Genomic DNA, 16,481 nt, shown 5'->3' with positions numbered 1-16,481 from the left:
CACTGATCGAGCCTACGTTACGTCGCAGGAGGCCTCATGCTCACCGTCCATCATCTCGGCAAGTCGCAATCCGAGCGCATCGTGTGGCTCTGCGAAGAGCTCGAACTTCCTTACGAGCTGAAGCGCTATACCCGCGACTCCGTGACCATGCTGGCGCCGTCCGACTACAAGGCGCTGCACTCGATCGGGGCGGCGCCGGTCATCACCGACGGTGACCTTGTGCTCGCCGAATCCGGCGCCATCGTCGATTACATCATGGCCAAATACGGTAAGGGGCGCCTCGTGCTCGGCCCTGATGATCCTGACTTCGCGCAGTTCCTGTACTGGTTTCACTTCGCCAACGGCACGCTGCAGGCCGGCATGGGCCGACTGATGATCCTGAACCGCCTGAAGCTCGCCGAGGACAACCCGATGCTGGTCGCGACCAGGGGGCGCGTCGACCGCGCCTTCGATCTGGTCGATGCGCGCGTTCGCAACGCCGAATATCTGGCCGGCAGCACCTTCACCACCGCGGATATCATGATGGGCTTCTCGCTCACCACGATGCGCTACTTCCAGCCCTACGATCTGTCGCGCTGCCCGAACGTGGTCGAATATCTCGGCCGCATCGGCGCGCGTCCGGCCTACCAGCGGGCGATGGAGAAGGGCGATCCGGGCATGGCTCTGCTGCTGAGCTGAGTGGCGTCGGCGATCATGCGATTCGGTTCGTCGTGGCCGCCCGCTCGCTCGCCAGCTGCTTCTGCAGGCGGTCGATGTTTTGCAGCAGGCGCTGGCTGGTGAGCACCAGGAAGTAATAGCCGAACTGCGGATCCTGGAAGTAGATCTCGAGCAGCCGGTCATAGGTGATCGTCAGCACCTGTCCGTCTTCGATGCATTCGATCGTTCCGGTCCGCCGGTTGTCAGGCGTGAGGAAACCAAGCTCCCCCATGAGAGCTCCGGGGCCGATCTCGACTTTGATCTCCTTGACCAGGAATTTTCCTGTGACCGTGAGGAGCATCTCTTTGGCAGGATCGCCCAGTTTGAACAGTGTGTCCCCGCGGCGATATTTGCGTTCGGTCATGAACGGCTTGAGCCATTCGATCGACATGTCGCCTTCGGCGGCATGACGCGCCTTCTTGACCAGCTTGAGCATCTGCCGCAGGCGCAGGGCGTTGATCGGAAGCAAGAGCAGATACAGCAGGAACGTCGAGACGTTGGCGGAGAGCGCGCCGAAAACGGCGAAGAACCCGCAGCCGATCATGTTGGCGACGCGCAGCGGCACCATCGTCCGCATCAAGAGGGTGGCGACGAAGAAGCCGGCGCCGACCGCGGCGAACAGATTGGCCAGCGTGATGTTCTGGACAAAGATCTCCAGCATCCGATTGAAGATCGAGTCGTAGGTGACGTTGTTCGGATCGAGGCCCATCTGGACCAGGATCTTCGCGATCCTGAGATTGTCCGTCGCCGCATCGAGAATGCGGTCGAGGATCGCCGAAATGTCTGCGCTGCCGGACGGCATGGTACTATCCCCGCGTAAGGCCTTCAGTCCTGGTCGGTCTTCTCGACACCTATAGCCGAAATCGAATGACGACCGCTTGAATGAAGCCTCCGGCCGTCATGCCGCAAGAGGCAAATTTTAGCCTGATCGGTGATTTCGGCAATTGCCCGTTTGGCTGCTTGCATGCCGTAACATGCCGCGATTCGGCGCCCCGGATGCGAGTCCCGGCGTCGTGGATGGACCTCGGCGCTGCCGACGGGGCGGGGGCGTGACGATCTCCGGCTTTAGGGCTTGGCGGCGGGTTGCACGACCTGCTGGTCGACCAGGCCGAGGTGTCCCGGCAGCGAACCGGCGCGCAGCAACATGGCGACGCTATTGGCTTCCTCCAGGGTGAAATTGCCGGAGATCTGGCCCGAACCGCCGGTGATGGGCTCGCGGATCACGGGGGCGGAGATCACCTTGCCGTCGAGCACGATGGCGAAGGGCCTTCCGATGTTCTCTTCGGTGACGTGGGCGAAGCGCCGTGTGCCGCGGCCGTTGAAGCGGAACGAGGCGATCGGGTCCTTCGTGCCGCTCGCAAACCCCGGGGCGGCATAGCTGATGTCGTCGCCGTCGAGCGCGCTGTCCCTGGCGACCAGATAAAGGCTCTTGTCCTTGAAGCCGGACAGGACTTCCGTGCCTGCCGGCGGCGTGCCGGATTGCGCCTGCTCCGCTGGCATCGACAGGTCGATCAGACGGAAGCTGACCTTGACCCTTCTGGCGAAGACCGCGGTCACGCGCTCGGGCTCCATCATACCAGGCAGGAAGATGCGGATTCGGTCCTGCCCGTCCGGCAGGACGCTGGCGAGCTGGATGCCGGCGTCCTTCAGGCGCTGCTCGATCATGGCGATGGAATCTTCGACGAGTTCGTGCAGCCGCGCCGCGGCTGCGGCATCGGTCGGCGCGAGCCTGACCGGTCCGTTGCCGCCGTCGGTCACGCTCAGCGCATGCGACGGCAGTCCCTCCGCGGCTGACGCCAGCTTGCGCGCGAGTTGCTCGCGGCCCTTGGCGTCGGCGATCTTCAACTCGACCCCACCGTCGCGGATCGCAAGACCGGAGAAGGCGATCTTGCCCTCGCGCAGGGCCTTGTAGACGTCGTCGCGCAGATCCGTGACGACGCTCTCGCGCAAGCCGTCGGTGTCCACCTTGTAGACGATGCGCGAGCCGCCCAGCTTCTCCATCTTGTCGGCGACGAAAGTCGCGATCTTGGCGCGCATCTTGTCGAACTGGCTGTCCTCGGCGATCGCAGCGCGGGGCAGCGCGATCGTCGAAACCACGATGATCGACGTCATGATCCCCGATGTCATGGCGAGCGCGACAATCAGCCGTGAGACGCGATCCCGCAGGGGTGTGGTCATGATCACCTCTTGCGGCAGGACGCTGCCGAGCGAGTCCGATGCCAGTTCTTGGTCCCCGGATCGGGCGCGGAGGTTCAAAGGCCTCCAGGCCGGGTGCTGCCACCGTGACCGTTAGGTCATGGACGAACGCCAAATCATGCATCATTCTGTCCGCGCTCGACCGGCCGTCGGTCGGGGCCTTGCCGAACCAAAAAGTCAAAAGACAGGGGGCGGGGAAATGCATCTGAGGGAGGACGGAATTCCATGGCGGGCATCCACGCGCTCGATCGCTTCATTGGCGACGACTATCCGGATCTGGCGACGGACGCGGAGGTTCGTGCCTTCGAACAGGTCCCTTACGCCGAGCGCGTCGCGGCCGAGAGCACCTATGACGCGATCAGGCTGGGTGCGGCGCGCGATCCCGACGCGGTGGCGATCCAGTTCCTTCAAAATGCCGATCCCGCCGACACGCCGGTCGTGGTCACGTACCGCGATTTCGTCGCGCGCGTCACGCAAGCGGCCAACATGTTTCACGCGCTCGGTGTCGAAAAGGGCGACGTCATCAGCTTCATGCTGCCGCTGGTACCCGATGCCTTCGTGACCCTGTTCGGCGCGGAGGCCGCCGGCATCGCCAATCCCGTCAATCCGCTCTTGGAGCCGCACCAGATCGCGGAGATTTTGGAGGCCGCGAACACAAGGATCCTGGTGGCGCTCGGGCCGATGCCCGGCACCGACATCTGGCAGAAAGTCGAGCAGATCAGGCCGCAGTTGAAACAACTCAAGGCGATCGTGCAGGTGTTCGGCGGCGGCGATCCGGCGAAGGGAATCTATGCCTTCAGCGACCTGATCAAGCAGCAGCCGGCGGACCGGCTTGTCAGCGGACGCAAGATTTCCGGCAGCGACATCGCCGCCTATTTCCACACCGGCGGCACGACCGGCACGCCGAAGCTGGTGCGGCACACCCATGCCAACCAGGTCTATCAGGCCTGGGCGCTCAACCTGCTGCTGAAGTCAAGGCCGGGCGCCAACATGCTGTTCGGCATGCCGCTGTTTCACGTCGGCGGCTCGCTGACGCAGGTGCTGCTGACGCTGTCGGCCGGCGGCTCGCTGGTGGTGCTGTCTCCGAGCGGCTGGCGCAATCCCAACTCGGTCAAGAACATCTGGGGGCTGGTCGAGCGCTTCAAGCCCGAGGCGCTGTCGAGCGTGCCGACGGTGCTTGCCGCAACGCTCGCGGTGCCAACAGGCAATGCCGACATCTCCAGCCTGAAATATGCCGCCGGCGGCGGCTCGGCGATTCCCGTCGCCGTGGGTTCGGCGATCCAGGACAGGCTGAAGCTGCCGGTGGTCGAGGTCTACGGCATGACGGAGACCTCGAGCGTGCACACGCTGGCCTATCCGTCGCGGCCGATCCGGCTCGGCTCGGTCGGCCTTCCCATGCCCTATGCGCGTGTGCGCATCGTGCAGCTCGATGCCGATGGCAGGCTGATCCGCGACTGCGCGCCGGACGAGATCGGCGTCGTTATCATGGCCGGGCCCGGCGTATTCGGCGGCTATCTCAACGACGAGCACAACAAGGGGGCCTTCGTCGACGAAGTCTGGGTCAATTCCGGCGATCTCGGCCGGCTCGATGCCGACGGCTATCTCTGGATCACCGGCCGCGCCAAGGACCTCGTGATCCGCGGCGGCCACAACATCGATCCGGCGCCGATCGAGGAGATCATGTTCCGCCATCCCGCCGTCGGCTTTGCCGCGGTGGTCGGCCAGCCCGATGCCTACGCCGGCGAACTGCCGGTGGGATACGTGCAGCTGAAGCCGGGCGCGACGGTCGAGCCGGGCGAGCTGGAAGCCTGGGTGCGCGAGCGCACACCGGAGCGCGCCGCCGTTCCGGTGCAGGTCATCCCGATCGATCCGATGCCGGTGACCGGGGTCGGCAAGGTGTTCAAGCCGCAGCTGCGATGGGACGCCGCGCAACGCGTGTTCACAAAGGTACTGACGCCCATCATCGAGCGCGGCATCGATTGCAAGGTGAAGGTCGGCGCACATGGCAGCCACGGCTCGATCGCCACGGTGACGCTTGCAGGCCTGCCGCCGGACCAGCGCGAGGTCGTCGCGGGCGAGGTACACACGCTGCTCGACCCGTTCGTGATGCGGCACGAGGTGGTGCAGGTCTAGGCGGCCTAGGAGCGAGACGCTGGCTTATAACCTCGGCGAGAGGCGGTGCTTCGCCGCAGGATCACAGGCTGCCTGAGAGCTCTTGTGTGACTTTTGTCACATAGGGAAGAATTGGCATCGGGCGATAACTCCGAATAGTCTCGTGGAATTGCATTCGGGGGATTGCGAGTGATTCCGTTTCGGATATTTGGATTGTTGATTTTTGCCATTGTCCTTGGCTGCGGACCGGCGCATGCGGACCGGCGTGTGGCGCTCATCATCGGCAATTCCGCCTACAAGAGCGCGCCCAAGCTCGGCAATCCCGTTAACGATGCCACACTGGTCGGCGGCATGTTCAAGAAAGCGGGCTTTGATTCCGTCGACGTCAGGCTGGATCTCAGTGCCAGCGAGATGCGGCGCATGTTGCGTGAGTTCGCCGGCAGAACGCGCGACGCGGACATGGCGGTGATCTATTACGCTGGTCACGGCATCGAGCTCGACGGCACCAACTATCTCATTCCGACCGACGCTACGCTCGAGACGGATGGCGACGTGCTTGACGAGACCATCCCGGTGGAGCGCGCGCTGTTCGCGGTCGAGCCGGCCAAGCAGCTGCGCCTGATCATCCTGGACGCCTGCCGCGACAATCCGTTTTCCAAGACCATGAAGCGCACGCTGGCCTCGCGCGCGATTGGACGCGGGCTTGCCAAGGTCGAGCCGACCAGTCCCAACACCATGATCGCCTTCGCTGCAAAGGCGGGTTCGACTGCGTCAGACGGCGATTCCAAAAACAGCCCGTTCGCCATCGCATTGGTCGAGCACCTGCCGAAGCCGGGACTGGATTTGCGCAAGGCCTTCGGCTTCGTGCGCGACGACGTGCTCAAGAGCACGGGCTACAAGCAGGAGCCTTATGTCTATGGCTCGCTGGGCGGCGACGATGTGCCCCTGGTCGTGGTCAAACCGGCTGCGACCGGACCGCAGGCCAACCCACAGGATGCCATTCGCAGGGACTACGAGCTCGCGCTCCAGCTCGCGACGCGCGATGGCTGGGAAGCCTTCCTGGCGCAATACCCCGACGGGTTCTATGCCAATCTGGCCAAGGGCCAATTGAACAAGATCGCCGCCGAAGAGACGCGCACGGCGGCCGAGCAAAGGGCTAAGGCGGCCGAGCAGGAAAAGACGAGGCTCGTTGCCGAACGCGCCCAGAAGGCTGAGCAGGACAAGGCGGCTGCGGCGGCCAAGGCCGCCGAGGAGGCGCGGATCGCTGCAGAGAAGCAAAGGCAGATCGAGCAGGCGAGAACGGAAGCGGCCGAGCGGCAGCGCAAGGCGGCCGAAGCGGCCGCCGCAAAAATGCTTGCCGAGAAGCAGGCGGCTGAGAAAGCCAAGGCCGAACTTGCTGCCAAGCAGGAGGCGGAGAAGGCGGCGGCAGAGCCGGCCGCAAAACTAACTGCCGATCGACAGATGCTCGAAGCCGAGAGCCAGAAAGTGGCCGCGCTCTCGCCTGCGCCGGCATCGACATTGTCTGCAGCCGATCTGACGAAATCCGTGCAGAGCGAATTGCGCCGAGTCGGTTGCCTGTCCGCCGCTGCTGACGGCGAATGGAATTCAGCGGCGCAGCGCTCGCTGGCATTGTTCAACAAATATGCTGGGACCCAGTTCGACGCGAAGCTGGCGAGCGTCGACGCCCTCGATGCGCTGAAGGCGAAACCGGGACGGGTTTGCCCGCTGGTGTGCAATTTCGGCTTCAAGGCCGACGGCGACCAATGCATGAAGATCACCTGCCGCGCCGGTTATCGCGTCGGCGACGACAACGAATGTGAGAAGATCCAGGAGAAGAAGCCGGTCGCAACCCGACAGGACTCCAAGCCGCGAGACGAGGATCGGAAGAAAACCGAGTCCGCGCCGTCGAAGCCGCAGGCGACAGGACAGATTTTTTGCAACAATGCAGGTTGCCGTCCGGTCCGTCAGGGGTGTCGCCTGGAAGGGTGGGGCAACAGGACCGCGGGCCTGACGAGCGGAGGCGGCAGCAGCATGGTTGAAGTCTGCAACTGAATTTGCAAGCTGCGGCAGCGGCGAATGCGGCGCTACCCCGTCGGCATCCGCGTCTCGATCAGCCGCACCCAAAACGACGCGCCGTGGCCGAGGATGTTGTCGTTGAAGACGTAGGCCGGGTGGTGGCACTCGTTGCCGTCGCCCATGCCGACCAGCACCATCGCGCCGGGACGTGCCTCCAGCATGAACGAGAAATCCTCGGCGCCCATCATCGGAATGAATTTGTCGTTGACGCGTTCGGCGCCGACGATGTCGCGGGCGACGTCGGCGGCGAGGCCGGCTTCGCGCGCATGGTTCATCGTCACCGGATACATCCGCGTGTATTTCGTTTCCGCCGAGCCGCCATAGGCGCGCGCCACGCTTTCGGCGACCTCGCCGATGCGGCGCTCGACCAGATCGCGCACTTCGGGATCGAGCGTGCGCACGGTGCCGCCGAGCTCGGCGACCTCCGGAATTATGTTGAAGGCCGTGCCGGAATGAAATTGCGTGATCGAGATGACGGCCGATTTGAGCGGATCGACGTTGCGCGCGACGATCGATTGCAGCGCGCCCACGATCTGCGAACCGATCAGCACGCTGTCGACCGATTTGTGCGGACCCGCGCCGGCGTGGCCGCCCTTGCCGTGGACCGTGATCTGGATGTTGTCGGAGGAGGCGAGCATCGCGCCGGGCGTGGTCGCGAAATGGCCCTCGGGCAGGCCCGGCATGTTGTGCATGCCGTAGACTTCCTGGATGTTCCAGCGCGTCATCAGCCCGTCCTCGACCATGGCCTTGCCGCCGCCGCCGCCTTCCTCGGCGGGCTGGAAGATCATGATCGCAGTGCCGTCGAAATTGCGCGTCTCGGCGAGATATTTGGCGGCGCCGAGCAGCATGGCGGTGTGGCCGTCATGGCCGCAGGCGTGCATCTTGCCGGCGACCTTGGAGGCGTAGGGCACGCCCGAGGTCTCCATGATCGGAAGCGCGTCCATGTCGGCGCGCAGGCCGATGGTCTTGCCGGAGGCTGATTTCCGGCCGCGGATCACGCCGACCACGCCGGTACGGCCGATGCCCGTCACCACCTCGTCGCAGCCGAATTCGCGCAACTTGTCGGCGACGATGCCGGCGGTGCGGTGGACCTCGTAGAGCAGCTCCGGGTTCTCGTGGAAGTCATGGCGCCAGGCGGCCATTTCGTCGGAGAGGGCGGCAATGCGGTTGACGATGGGCATGGGGAGGGTCCGTTTCTTATGATGAGCTTCTAAGGTGGGTGAGCGTACCGTAACCCTCCGCCGTGTCACAGGAACTTGTCGATCAGGCCGGCGAGGTGCACCAGCCCGCAGCATGACCCGGGGCGCGGCACGGCAAGCGGGCCTCCAGCTCCGGGTCTCAAAAATTAACTGTCAATCACGGATCATTGACTGACAGATATTGAAATCTGTCAGAGAGACGTGTATATCCGTTCCCGGACGCTCCGATTGGGCGTCCCGCGGCCACCCCCGGAAGCCCCGAGATCCGAAACAAATACGGTTCGAAGGGCGAAATTGAAGAGAGGGGACCGCGGACGAATGGAGACTTAAGACAATGACGACCGAAATCATCAATCTGACCGGGACGATTGGGCATTGGCTCAATTTACTGGTCGCGCGCCAGATCGCGGCGCAGGCTGCAAAACTGCCTCATTAAGGCGAGAGCTTTCCGAAACGACCGGCACGGGCGCTTCGGAAGCAGCTCCATCGCCGGGTAACTGGGCCCTCAACGGGAACAAGGTGCTGGCATGAATGAAGCCGTTATCCTGACGCCGGAGCGAATCCTCGAAGTCACCGAGGACGTGCTGCGGCGCTACGGACTTGCCAAGGCCACCGTGGTCGACGTTGCCCGTGCGCTCGATGTGAGCCACGGCAGCGTCTATCGCCATTTCCCGAGCAAGGCCTCGCTACGCGAGGCCGTCGCCAAACGCTGGCTGGATCGCATCGATGCGCCGCTGCTGGCGATCGCCGAGGAGCAGGGGCCGGCACCGGCGCGCCTCGACCGCTGGCTCCGCACGCTGTTCGAAGCCAAGCGTTCGCGCGTGCTCGACGACCCCGAAATGTTCGAGACCTATCTGACGCTGGCGCGCGAGGCCTGCGCGGCGGTCAAGTGCCACAAGGACACCATGATCGACCAGATCGGGGCGATCCTGTCCGACGGCGTGAAGCAGGGCGTGTTCGCCGTGGACGACGCCAAGGTCACGGCGCGCGCGATCTTCGATGCCACCGTCCGCTTCCACCATCCGGCCCATGCCGACGAGTGGAAGGATGCGGACTTGCCGGCACGCGTCGATGCGACGCTGGCGCTGGTGCTGCGCGGGTTGAAGGCTTGACGCTCCCAGCTAAATCTTCGTGAGCCCGCAAGCCGCGGCCAGCCGCACGAGCTGCGCGTCCGTTCGCGCGCCGGTCTTGGTCTTGATCAGATAGTGATAGTTCTGCACCGTCTTGACGCTGAGATTGAGGTGCGCGGCAATCTGCTCGGTCGTCGCGCCGCCGGCGAATTGGCGCACGATCTCGATCTCGCGCTCACCGAGTTGATCCAGCACTGAACCCGCCGACAGGCTGTCCTCGGCCAGGATATGCGCGATGTCGTCGCTCATGGCGCGTTCGCCGCGGGCAACGCTGCGGATCGCGGTCACGACGGCGGACGGCTCGCTGCTCTTGGTGACGAAGCCGGAGGCACCGGCACTGAAGGCGGCTTTCACCAGCACGGCCTCGTTGTGCATGGTGAAGACGAGGATCCGCGCCCGCGGGCTGCGCGCGCGGATGTTGCGGATCGCTTCCAGCCCGCTCGCGCCGGGCATCGAGATATCGAGCACGACGACATCGGGATCGTGGGCCTTGAAGGCGACGTAGGCATCCGCGGCGTTGTCGGCTTCCGCCACGACCCGCAGATCGCCCTGGCTCTCCAGCACGCGCCGGTAGCCCTGCCGTACGATCGGATGGTCGTCGACCAGCAGCACGGAGATTCCTGTAGCCGCAACCTCGCTCATCCCGGCCTCACGCGGCGAACGGGATGGTGGCGGCAACGCTGAGGCCGCCTCTCGCAGGCAGGATCGACAGCGATCCGCCGGCCGCCGCGATCCGCTCGCGGATGCCGGTGAGGCCGAAGCCGGCCGACTGCGCCACGCGCGCCGCATCGCCGCCACCGTCATCCTCGACGTGGACCAGCAGCATGTCGTCCTCGCCCGTGCGCCGCTCGACGCGCAGGGAAATCTCGCGCGCCGCGCCGTGGCGGAGCGCGTTGGTCAGGCATTCCTGCGCGACGCGATAGACGGTGACGGCGGCCGGGCCGCTGATGTCGGTGAGGTCGCCCCTGAGATCGAGCTGGATCGTCGGCCGCGCCGCGCTCTGCGAGCGCCAGCTGTCGACGAGATTGACGAGGCTTGCCTCGAGCCCGAGCTCCTCGGGCAGGGGATTGCGCAGCCGCTTCAGCGCATCGCGCAGCGAGGCCATCAGATGATGGGTCGCCTGCGAGATCATGCGGGCATCCTGCGCGATGTCGTTGTCCCGGCTTTGCTTCGTGATCGCGGTCTCGATGGTGTTGGCGAAAGCGAGAATCGCGGAAAGATTTTGCCCGAACTCGTCGTGCAGCTCGCGGGCGAGCGCGCGGCGTTCGTCGGTGCGGATCTCGATCAGGCGTCTTGTGAGTGCCGCGCGCTGTTCGGTGGCTTCCTCCAGCCGGCCGCCGAGCTCGCCGACGGCGCCCCCGATCATCGCAAGCTCCATCGAGCGGAAGCGCGGCAGCTTGGTGCGGTACTGGCCGCGCGCCATGCGCTGCAATGCGATCACGATCGTGCGCGCCGGCGCCAGTGCATGCGCGATCGCAAGCGAAGCCAGGAGCGCGATTGCCGCCGCCATCAAAAGCGCGACGTCGATCACGTTGAGGATGTACTCCCAGGCGAGCAAGATGGCTGCTGCTTCATCCGGCGTCGCGACCACCGTTCCGGCGGCCGCCGCCCGGGGACTGACCGGCCGTATGACTTCGGCGTGGCTGCCGAGGAAAGTCGGCACGATCGATGCGAACCAGCGCGGCGGCGTCTTGCCCAGCCCCTCGCTCTGGCCACACAGCGGCCTTTCGAATGCAATGGTCGGCTGGAACTCGACGCAAACGCCGGGCGAGATCAGCTTCATGGTCTCCAGCGTGCGCCACTCCGGAACCGGCAAAAGCTGCTCGCGTGTTCTGCTGCTGCGCAACAAGAATTCGCGCCAGTACAGGGCCTGAAGCGCCTGCGCGACCCGCTGCGCCGAAGCCGCAGTCGCCCGGTCGACGCTGCGATAGGCGTCGAACGTGGCCCAGACGGTCGCAGCGCCAAGACAGAGCGCGACGATGAGAAGCAGACGGGCGACAAGCTGGAGCACGAGGCGCATGCGATCATCCCCGACATTTGGTAGGGTCAGCCTAACAACGCCGCTGCGCCTTGCCAATTGCAGGGTTTGGCAGAGTGGCAGCTCGGGCAAATTTCCCAAGCCGGATTGGGCATGGCTCTTTGGACGGGTGCGGCGGCTTTGATCTATTGGATGGGGAATCGTTGCAGGGCGAGTCCCTGCAAGCCGGGAGCAGCGCAGCATGAGTTCGATGACGATTGGACCGATCGCGGGGCCTGCTGCCGACCCATCCGAGCGCAGCGCGCTGCTGTTCTGGATGATCTTCACCGGGCTTTCTATCTTCGCCGTCGTGCTGCTGTGGCGGTTCGGCCTGATCCGTCTGATGCTGACCTCGGACCGGACCTACATTTCCAGCGTGATCGCGCTGCTCTATGTCCTCACCTGCGGCCACTGCTTCCTGCGCACGCGGGCGATCGCCCGTGAAGGCGCGGCGGCGCGGCGCTGCCGCGCGGTGCTCGCGGCACCCGACGGCAGCAAGGCGCTCGATGCCGGAGCGAACGTGTTGCCGCGCGGGCTGGTCCGGGACCACATCGAGAGCCTCGTGACGAAAGCGACCGCGCAGGATTTCCGGCCGGTCGACCAGACGCTGCTGCTGCGGACGCTCGCCGATCGGCTGCGCGGCTCCAACGGCTTCGGGGCCTTCGTCTCGGATACGCTGATGAAGCTCGGCCTGCTCGGCACCATCATCGGCTTCATCATCATGCTGGCGCCGATCGCGGGGCTGGATGCCGCCGATAAGGTCGCGATGCGTTCCTCGATGGGGCTGATGAGCGATGGCATGGCGGTCGCGATGTACACGACGCTCGCGGGCCTCGTCGGCTCGATCCTGGTTCGCATCCAGTACTACATGCTGGATGCCGCGACCCAGCGGGTGTTCTCGGATGCGGTGGTGCTGACCGAGACCTATGTGACCCCGGAGCTGGAGCGCAAGGGGGCTGGAATCAAGGGCGCCGGAACCCCGTCATGATGGATGATTTCGGCCTCTATCCGCGCGAGGAGCCGTTCGATCCGCTGGGCGTGATGCTGTTCAAGGCGCTCCAGGTGATCGCGTTCCTGTTCTTCCTGGCACTGCTCGCGGTCTCCCCGGACGCCAAGGACGGCAAGATCGATTCCAAGGCGGAGTTCATGATCACGCTGGACTGGCCGGACAGTCACCCCGACGATCTCGACCTGTTCGTGCAGGATCCCGCCGGCAACATCGCCTGGTATCGCCACCGCGAGGCCGGCTTCCTGACCCTCGACCGCGACGACCGCGGCGGGGCCAACGACTTCATCATGGTCGCCGGCAAGAAGATCGCTTCCCCCATCCGCGAGGAGATCGTCACGGTGCGCGGCATCGTGCCGGGCGAATACACCGTCAACGTCTCGCATTTCGCCGCAACGACCGGCGAGCCTGTGACGGCCAATGTGAAAGTACAAAAACTCAATCCGACGGCGCAGGTGGTGTTCGACAACAAGTTCACGCTCGACCACACCGGCGACGAGAAGACCGCGGTGCGGTTCCGGCTCGATGCCGAGGGCAAGGTCGTCAATGTGGACCAGCGGCCGAAATCGTTGCTGGAGACGTTCCGCAGCGGCTGGCGCAACGGCGCCGATCTCGATCCGAACACCGGGGTGAGCAGGAACGCTGCGAGGGTGCGCCGTGACTAGTCTGCAGACGGTCATCCTGACGCTGTCGATCGCCTACGCCGTGATCGGCGCGCTGCTGCTGGTCGTGCTGGTCTATGCGCGGCTGCACTGGTCGCTGAAGGCGGTCGCGGTGGTCGTGACCAGCGCCTTCTATGTCGTCAGCTTCACCGAAATGCGCGGGCTGCTCGGCTGGGCGAGCGCCGACCGGTTGCCAACCTCGTTCAAGCTGCTGCAGGCCCGCATCGTCGAGCCGCATTCGCTGGAGGGCGATCCCGGCTCGATCTATCTGTGGGTCGAACAGCTGGATGAGGACAATCGCCCCAGCGGCATCCCCCGGGCGTTCCGCGTGCCCTACGACGACAGGCTGGCCGACAAGACCCACGCCGCGCAAAACGAGATCGCGGCCGGCCATTTGCAGGGCGGCCGCGCGGCAGATTTCGGTGGCGGCGAGGGCTCGCTGATCGACATGGTCCGGGAATACGTGACGCCAAAAACCATCCTGGAGACCAGCGGCGGCGATTCCTCGACCGGCGAATTCAACGCTCCGCCCGCCGGCGCGCAAGGCATCGCGTTCACCCCGCTGCCGCCGCCCCGGATGCCGCCGAAGGACGAGCAATAGGCTCTTCACCATCGCCGCAGAGGCGCGCTGGAAAACCGCGCCGCGCTGGCGCATGTTGACCTCCCTCAATTTGGCCTTATCGGCTTTCGATAAGAACCTGAGGGTGGAGGGTGTGTGCTTCTCGCGGTCTTCTCGGATATCCACGGCAACCGGCAGGCGCTCGAGGCGTGCCTGAAGCTCGCACGGGCGAGAGGGGCGGAGCGATTCATCCTGCTCGGGGATTTCGTCGGCTATGGCGCCGACCCGGAATGGGTCGTGGATACCGCGATGGAGCTGGTTGCGCAGGGCGCCGTCGCCGTGCGCGGCAATCATGACCAGGCGGTCAATTCCTCGGCCGAGACCATGAATGCGGAGGCTCAAGTCGCGATCGAATGGACCCGCGGCCGGCTCGATGCCGTGCAGCGGCGGTTCCTGGCGGAGTTGCCGATGCTGGTGCAGGACAGCGACCGTCTGTTCGTGCATTCGGAAGCCTCCAGCCCGCAGCGCTGGCACTATGTCCGATCGACCGCGGATGCCGCCAAGAGTCTGATCGCGACGCCCGCCCATGTCACGTTCTGCGGCCACATCCACCGTCCGGCGCTCTACTCGATGTCGGTGACGGCGAAGATGACGAGCTTCGTGCCCAAGACCGACGTCCCGGTGCAGCTCCTGCGCGGACGGCAATGGCTTGCGGTGCTCGGCTCGGTCGGCCAGCCCCGCGATGGCGATCCATCCGCGGCCTTCGTGCTGTTCGACACGGTCTCGTGCCAGATCACCTATTGCCGCGCGCCCTATGACATCGAGACGGCCGCGAACCGGATCCGCGAGAACGGCCTGCCGCATTGGCTCGCCGACCGGCTGTCGCAGGGGCGCTAGAGGCCGATGCCCAAACCCCTGGTCAAATCAGGCGCCAAGATCGACGGCTATACCATCGGCGAATGCGTCCATGCCGGCGGCATGGCGACGCTGTGGACCGTCACCCATCCCGGTATCGACGTGCCGCTGCTGATGAAGATTCCGCGGGTGTCGGAGGGCGAAGACCCCGCCGCGATCGTCTCCTTCGAGATGGAGATGATGATCCTGCCGCGCCTTGCGGGGCCGCACGTGCCCACGTGTTTCGGCACCGGCGATTTCGCCCACCAGGCCTATGCCGTGATCGAGCGCATCCCCGGGACCACGCTCTACAAGCGGCTGCCAGACCTGCCGCTGCCGTATGACGAGGCCAGGCTGCTGGTTGCCAGGATCGCGACGGGGCTCGCCGACCTGCACCGGCAGAACGTGATCCATCACGACATCAAGCCGAGCAGCATCATGTTCCGCGACAGCGGCGAGGCGGTGCTGATCGACTATGGCCTGTCGCACCACAACCATCTGCCCGATCTGCTGCAGGAGGAATTCCGCCTGCCTTACGGCACCGCGCCCTACATGGCACCCGAGCGGCTGCTCGGCGTCCGGGACGATCCGCGCAGCGATCTGTTCTCGCTCGGCGTGCTGCTTTATTTCTTCACGACGGGCGAGCGGCCGTTCGGAGAGGGCGAGACGCTGCGCGCGATGCGGCGCCGGCTGTGGCGCGATCCGCATCCGCCGCGCGCACTTCGCGCCGATTATCCGCCCTGGCTCCAGGAGGTGGTGCTGCGGTGCCTCGAGATCGAGCCGGTGCGGCGCTATCCGACTGCGTCCCAGCTCGCCTTCGATCTGACCCATCCGGACCAAATCAGGCTCACGACGCGCTCGGAGCGGATGAAGCGCGATCCCCTCAGCATCGCCTGGCGGCGGCGCTTCAACCAGGGCGTCATGGCGCCGCGTGCGAAATCAGATGTCGCAGCCCAGATCGCATCGAGTCCGATCCTCGCGGTCGCGCTCGACACGGCGGAAGGCGAGCCCGAGCTGAACGAGGCGCTGCGTGTCACCACCGAGCGCATTCTCGCCACGCTGCCGTCGGCGCGGCTTGCCTGCCTCAACGTGCTCAAGCTCAACCGCATCGCAATCGACCGGACCCTGGACGAGCAGGGCTCCAACAAGCATATCGACCGCCTGGTGGCGCTCCGGCATTGGGCCACGCCGCTGAAGCTGGACGAGAGCCGGCTGTCGGCTCATGTGCTGGAGGCGGTGGATCCCGCCGCGGCGATCCTGGAATTCGCCGAGGTCAACCATGTCGACCACCTCATCATCGGGGCGCGGCAGGGCTCGTTCAGGCGCACGCTGCTCGGCAGCGTTTCGGCCAAGGTGGCTGCGGAAGCGGCCTGCACCGTCACCGTGGTGCGGCCGCCGCGGATGGCTGCGGACGCCGATGAGGAGGCCGGGTAGGGGCCGGTTCCGGATCCTGGAAGGGATCAGGCCGCGTGGGCGGCGTGAACGGAGCGCTTGCGGCGGATCGGCCAGGAGAATTGCGGGCCCGGCTCGCCGTGATCGGCGCTGCCGCCGAAATACTGGATGATCTCGCGGCAGGGCTCGCAATTGAAGAGGTTGCGCGACGCGGATGCCTTGGTCATTTCCTTCAGGCAGTTCGGGCAATGCGGTTTCATCGGGCTTGGTCCAGAAAGGATTTCAATGCCGGCGCGGCGACCGGAGCGGGTGATCCGGATCCGCCGTTTCCGGCCCGGTGTCGTCGCGCATCTCGCCTTCGGTGCGTTCGAGCCGACCGAAGAAATAGTCGAGGCTCGGATGCGGGCGCCGCGGGATGCGACACCTGCGCTTCGGCTGACGCTTCACGAGCGAGATTTCCATGGCATCAACCCCGGCGGAGTCGCGCGTGAGAGATGCGGGCGGAACGCGCCGGGGCCTTCACCGGTCCGGCCGATGGGCCA

16 protein-coding genes are annotated in these 16,481 nt (G+C 65.4%); 9 read left to right on the top strand and 7 right to left on the bottom strand.

The annotated features are described in order from the left end of the window. The first annotated feature begins 36 nt into the window (after nucleotides 1–36). On the top strand, nucleotides 37–678 hold the full coding sequence (locus tag JQ572_RS23685) for a glutathione S-transferase family protein (protein WP_211385224.1): 642 nt from the start codon (nucleotides 37–39) through the stop codon (nucleotides 676–678). A gap of 13 nt (nucleotides 679–691) precedes the next feature. Here the strand turns inward: JQ572_RS23685 and JQ572_RS23680 are convergent, their stop codons facing one another. Both JQ572_RS23680 and JQ572_RS23675 read right to left on the bottom strand, forming a co-directional pair. Then, a complete protein-coding gene (locus tag JQ572_RS23680) occupies nucleotides 692–1,498 on the bottom strand; it encodes a Crp/Fnr family transcriptional regulator (RefSeq protein WP_211385223.1) in 807 nt (268 codons plus the stop codon). Nucleotides 1,499–1,761: 263 nt separating this feature from the next. Next, the gene (locus tag JQ572_RS23675) at nucleotides 1,762–2,874 is read right to left on the bottom strand and encodes a SecDF P1 head subdomain-containing protein (RefSeq protein WP_211385222.1); all 1,113 of its coding nucleotides are present in this window, start codon (nucleotides 2,872–2,874) and stop codon (nucleotides 1,762–1,764) included. Between the two features lie 243 nt (nucleotides 2,875–3,117). Between JQ572_RS23675 and JQ572_RS23670 the strand changes: the two genes are divergently transcribed. Together JQ572_RS23670 and JQ572_RS23665 are read left to right on the top strand one after the other, a co-directional pair. Further along, the gene (locus JQ572_RS23670) at nucleotides 3,118–5,025 is read left to right on the top strand and encodes an acyl-CoA synthetase (protein ID WP_211385221.1); all 1,908 of its coding nucleotides are present in this window, start codon (nucleotides 3,118–3,120) and stop codon (nucleotides 5,023–5,025) included. Between the two features lie 168 nt (nucleotides 5,026–5,193). Continuing rightward, complete coding sequence (locus JQ572_RS23665; RefSeq protein WP_256808227.1) at nucleotides 5,194–7,056, top strand: caspase family protein; 1,863 nt, start codon at nucleotides 5,194–5,196, stop codon at nucleotides 7,054–7,056. A 32-nt stretch (nucleotides 7,057–7,088) separates the two neighbouring features. Here JQ572_RS23665 and JQ572_RS23660 read toward each other — a convergent pair whose 3' ends face one another. Further along, on the bottom strand, nucleotides 7,089–8,261 hold the full coding sequence (locus tag JQ572_RS23660) for a M20 aminoacylase family protein (RefSeq protein ID WP_211385220.1): 1,173 nt from the start codon (nucleotides 8,259–8,261) through the stop codon (nucleotides 7,089–7,091). A gap of 545 nt (nucleotides 8,262–8,806) precedes the next feature. Between JQ572_RS23660 and JQ572_RS23655 the strand changes: the two genes are divergently transcribed. Further along, entirely contained in the window at nucleotides 8,807–9,391 is a 585-nt protein-coding gene (locus JQ572_RS23655) for a TetR/AcrR family transcriptional regulator (protein WP_211385219.1), read from the top strand. Nucleotides 9,392–9,400: 9 nt separating this feature from the next. On the opposite strand, the gene JQ572_RS23650 is transcribed toward JQ572_RS23655, so the two are convergent. Continuing rightward, complete coding sequence (locus JQ572_RS23650) at nucleotides 9,401–10,051, bottom strand: response regulator (protein WP_211385218.1); 651 nt, start codon at nucleotides 10,049–10,051, stop codon at nucleotides 9,401–9,403. Nucleotides 10,052–10,058: 7 nt separating this feature from the next. Continuing rightward, on the bottom strand, nucleotides 10,059–11,429 hold the full coding sequence (locus tag JQ572_RS23645; protein WP_211385217.1) for a sensor histidine kinase: 1,371 nt from the start codon (nucleotides 11,427–11,429) through the stop codon (nucleotides 10,059–10,061). Between the two features lie 199 nt (nucleotides 11,430–11,628). On the opposite strand from JQ572_RS23645, the gene JQ572_RS23640 reads away from it, so the two are divergent. The 5 genes from JQ572_RS23640 (at nucleotide 11,629) to JQ572_RS23620 (ending at nucleotide 15,981) form a co-directional block, all read left to right on the top strand. Further along, nucleotides 11,629–12,414, top strand: coding sequence for a MotA/TolQ/ExbB proton channel family protein (locus JQ572_RS23640; protein WP_211385216.1), 786 nt, complete (start codon nucleotides 11,629–11,631; stop codon nucleotides 12,412–12,414). Next, nucleotides 12,411–13,097, top strand: a complete 687-nt coding sequence (locus JQ572_RS23635; protein WP_211385215.1) for a hypothetical protein — start codon at nucleotides 12,411–12,413, stop codon at nucleotides 13,095–13,097. Before JQ572_RS23640 ends, JQ572_RS23635 begins: the two co-directional genes overlap by 4 nt. Next, the gene (locus JQ572_RS23630; RefSeq protein ID WP_211385214.1) at nucleotides 13,090–13,695 is read left to right on the top strand and encodes a hypothetical protein; all 606 of its coding nucleotides are present in this window, start codon (nucleotides 13,090–13,092) and stop codon (nucleotides 13,693–13,695) included. Before JQ572_RS23635 ends, JQ572_RS23630 begins: the two co-directional genes overlap by 8 nt. A gap of 114 nt (nucleotides 13,696–13,809) precedes the next feature. After that, entirely contained in the window at nucleotides 13,810–14,550 is a 741-nt protein-coding gene (locus JQ572_RS23625; RefSeq protein WP_211385213.1) for a metallophosphoesterase family protein, read from the top strand. Between the two features lie 6 nt (nucleotides 14,551–14,556). Beyond that, nucleotides 14,557–15,981 carry a serine/threonine protein kinase gene (locus JQ572_RS23620; protein ID WP_211385212.1) on the top strand — a complete coding sequence of 475 codons (1,425 nt, stop codon included), beginning with the start codon at nucleotides 14,557–14,559 and terminating at the stop codon, nucleotides 15,979–15,981. Nucleotides 15,982–16,007: 26 nt separating this feature from the next. On the opposite strand, the gene JQ572_RS23615 is transcribed toward JQ572_RS23620, so the two are convergent. Together JQ572_RS23615 and JQ572_RS23610 are read right to left on the bottom strand one after the other, a co-directional pair. Then, nucleotides 16,008–16,199: a hypothetical protein gene (locus JQ572_RS23615; protein ID WP_211385211.1), complete on the bottom strand. Its 192-nt coding sequence runs from the start codon at nucleotides 16,197–16,199 to the stop codon at nucleotides 16,008–16,010. A gap of 22 nt (nucleotides 16,200–16,221) precedes the next feature. After that, nucleotides 16,222–16,401, bottom strand: coding sequence for a hypothetical protein (locus tag JQ572_RS23610; protein ID WP_211385210.1), 180 nt, complete (start codon nucleotides 16,399–16,401; stop codon nucleotides 16,222–16,224). Nucleotides 16,402–16,481 lie beyond the last annotated feature (80 nt).

The sequence above is a fragment of the Bradyrhizobium sp. SZCCT0153 genome (genome assembly GCF_018129995.1).
GTDB lineage: Bacteria > Pseudomonadota > Alphaproteobacteria > Rhizobiales > Xanthobacteraceae > Bradyrhizobium > Bradyrhizobium japonicum_G.
Note: the sequence above shows the minus strand (reverse complement) of the source record. Positions and strands in the feature narration are given on the sequence as shown.

Coding starts and splice junctions, on each gene's coding strand:
- JQ572_RS23685 (WP_211385224.1), top strand. CDS start 37: ATGCTCACCGTCCATCATCTCGGCAAGTCGCAATCCGAGCGCATCGTG.
- JQ572_RS23680 (WP_211385223.1), bottom strand. CDS start 1,498: ATGCCGTCCGGCAGCGCAGACATTTCGGCGATCCTCGACCGCATTCTC.
- JQ572_RS23675 (WP_211385222.1), bottom strand. CDS start 2,874: ATGACCACACCCCTGCGGGATCGCGTCTCACGGCTGATTGTCGCGCTC.
- JQ572_RS23670 (WP_211385221.1), top strand. CDS start 3,118: ATGGCGGGCATCCACGCGCTCGATCGCTTCATTGGCGACGACTATCCG.
- JQ572_RS23660 (WP_211385220.1), bottom strand. CDS start 8,261: ATGCCCATCGTCAACCGCATTGCCGCCCTCTCCGACGAAATGGCCGCC.
- JQ572_RS23655 (WP_211385219.1), top strand. CDS start 8,807: ATGAATGAAGCCGTTATCCTGACGCCGGAGCGAATCCTCGAAGTCACC.
- JQ572_RS23650 (WP_211385218.1), bottom strand. CDS start 10,051: ATGAGCGAGGTTGCGGCTACAGGAATCTCCGTGCTGCTGGTCGACGAC.
- JQ572_RS23645 (WP_211385217.1), bottom strand. CDS start 11,429: ATGCGCCTCGTGCTCCAGCTTGTCGCCCGTCTGCTTCTCATCGTCGCG.
- JQ572_RS23640 (WP_211385216.1), top strand. CDS start 11,629: ATGAGTTCGATGACGATTGGACCGATCGCGGGGCCTGCTGCCGACCCA.
- JQ572_RS23635 (WP_211385215.1), top strand. CDS start 12,411: ATGATGGATGATTTCGGCCTCTATCCGCGCGAGGAGCCGTTCGATCCG.
- JQ572_RS23620 (WP_211385212.1), top strand. CDS start 14,557: ATGCCCAAACCCCTGGTCAAATCAGGCGCCAAGATCGACGGCTATACC.
- JQ572_RS23615 (WP_211385211.1), bottom strand. CDS start 16,199: ATGAAACCGCATTGCCCGAACTGCCTGAAGGAAATGACCAAGGCATCC.
- JQ572_RS23610 (WP_211385210.1), bottom strand. CDS start 16,401: ATGGAAATCTCGCTCGTGAAGCGTCAGCCGAAGCGCAGGTGTCGCATC.